Consider the following 2,020-nt stretch of genomic DNA (forward strand, 5'->3'; position numbering starts at 1 on the left):
CGCCTTACGGTGGAGCTGTGCGTAGATGTGATCAAGAGACAGCCACGCTTCGGCGCGGATCTCCGGCACCGCCTTGCCATCGGCCCGGCCGGTGCGCAGGAAGCCCGTGTACATCGGCACGCGGGACAGGCCGTGGCCAGACCAGCCGGCGGCCTCCGCCCCGACCAGGGCACGGGCCGTGGCACCGGCCATGATGCCGGAGGACCCGGCATTGACGAGGGACTTGCGGACCAGGAGATGCGCCTGGGCGGTGTTGATGCGCGGCATGCCCCCCTAGGGCCGCGCGCGGCGCAGCACGTCAAGGGGCTTTGCTCGCGGGCCTGCCTTCGTGGCCTCCGGGGGCCTTGCGCGAAGATCCCCGGGGAACGCCCGGAGAAGTCCCGGTGGGCCCAGGCATGTCCAGGGCCGGTCCGGGGCGGCGCCGGGGATGGAATCCGCCGTGGAGTCCCGCGAAAAGGGAAAGACATCCCCCGGAAGCCCCTCGTCCGGGGAATGGCTCTCCCGCAATCGCCGGGCGGGCCTTCACCCCCCGCTCCCGGCATGGCAGGCTCGCCACCTTCCTTACAGCATGACGCGGGAGTTCGGCGCATGGCGGGCGTGTTCTGGTACGACGGGCAGTGGAGCACCGAGGAGCCGAAGGTTCTGGGCCCGATGGACCACGCCTTCTGGCTGGGCTCGATCGTCTTCGACGGCGCCCGCGCCATCCGCGGCCTGGTGCCGGATCTCGACCTGCACTGCCAGCGCGTGATCCGCTCGGCCCGCAACATGGGCATGGACCCGAAGATCGCCGCCGGGGAGATCGAGGAGCTCTGCCGCGAGGGCGTGCGCCGCATGGGACCGGATGCCGAGCTCTACATCCGCCCGATGTTCTTTATCCGCACCGGCATCGGCGCGGCCTTCCCGGATCCGGCCTCCACCACCTTCATCCTGTCGATCTACGACGCGCCGATGCCGGAGCCGAAGGGCTTCTCCGCCTGCATGGTGCCCTACCGCCGCCCCGCCGCCGACATGGCGCCGACCGATGCCAAGGCCTCGGCCCTCTACCCCAACTCCTCCCGCGCCGTGCGCTGGGCCAAGGAGAAGGGCTTCGAGAACGCGGTGATGAGCGACCCGGACGGCAATGTCGCGGAATTCGCCACCTCCAACATCATGATGGTGAAGGACGGGGTGGTGATGACGCCCACGGCCAACGGCACCTTCCTGGCCGGCATCACCCGCTCCCGCATCATCTCCCTGCTGCGCGAGGCGGGGCGCGAGGTGCGCGAATGCACCGTGACGCCGCGGATGCTGGCCGAGGCGGACGAGATCTTCGCCACCGGCAACTACGGCAAGGTGCAGCCCTGCACGCGCTTCGAGGACAACCAGATGCAGCCCGGCCCGGTCGCCGCCCAGGCGCGCAAGCTGTATTTCGACTGGGCCGAGGGTTCGCGCATCCTGCCGGGGAAGGCCGCCTGAGGGAGAGCCGCGCCAGCGGCGCTGCGACCTGCTCCGGCCAGCGGAGGACCGGGTCCTGAGCCGCCGGCAGCAGGGCAGCGGCGTCACCCACCCGCGCCCTGCCCCGTCGCGGGACGGACCGCGCGCCGGGGCGAAGCCGGACCGGGGACAGGATGGGCGCGCCCGTGCCGGAAGCGACCGGGACACGGCGCGGCCCCGGTCCTCCGGCGACGGCCCGCCGTCTTGGCTGGCGCAACGCATCCTGCACCAGGATGGCGAGGTGCTGATCCTCGACAAGCCGGCCGGCCTGCCGGTCCATGCCGGGCCGCGCGGCAAGCCGAGCCTGGAGGACTGGCTGCCCCTGCTGCAACAGGGCAAGCGGCATCTGCCGCAACCGGCCCATCGGCTGGATGCCGACACCGCCGGATGCCTCGCCCTGGGCCGTACCAAGCCGGCGCTGGCGGCGCTCGGCGCGCTCTTTGCCGCCGGACGGGCGGAGAAGACCTACTGGGCCGTCGCGCTCGGCAGCCCCCTGGCCGAAAGCCTGTCTCTTGATCACATCTACGCACAGCTCCACCGTAAGGCG

At 71.7% G+C, this 2,020-nt stretch carries 2 protein-coding genes and 1 pseudogene; 2 read left to right on the forward strand and 1 reads right to left on the reverse strand.

The genetic code is table 11. From position 1 onward, the window contains the following. Nucleotides 1-267, reverse strand: a pseudogene (locus ROTAS13_RS23605) (Ldh family oxidoreductase); the annotation flags it as partial. Between the two features lie 321 nt (nucleotides 268-588). Here ROTAS13_RS23605 and ROTAS13_RS23610 point away from each other — a divergent pair. Both ROTAS13_RS23610 and ROTAS13_RS23615 read left to right on the forward strand, forming a co-directional pair. After that, complete coding sequence (locus ROTAS13_RS23610; protein ID WP_019459614.1) at nucleotides 589-1,455, forward strand: branched-chain amino acid aminotransferase; 867 nt, start codon at nucleotides 589-591, stop codon at nucleotides 1,453-1,455. A 259-nt stretch (nucleotides 1,456-1,714) separates the two neighbouring features. Then, on the forward strand, nucleotides 1,715-2,020 hold a 306-nt coding region (locus ROTAS13_RS23615), incomplete at its 3' end, for a pseudouridine synthase (RefSeq protein WP_253187755.1).

The sequence above is a fragment of the Roseomonas sp. TAS13 genome (genome assembly GCF_001950415.1).
GTDB classification, from domain to species: domain Bacteria; phylum Pseudomonadota; class Alphaproteobacteria; order Acetobacterales; family Acetobacteraceae; genus Roseomonas; species Roseomonas mucosa.

Bases quoted from the DNA above. Each gene is read 5' to 3' on its own strand.
- ROTAS13_RS23610 (WP_019459614.1), top strand. From the start codon at position 589: ATGGCGGGCGTGTTCTGGTACGACGGGCAGTGGAGCACCGAGGAGCCG.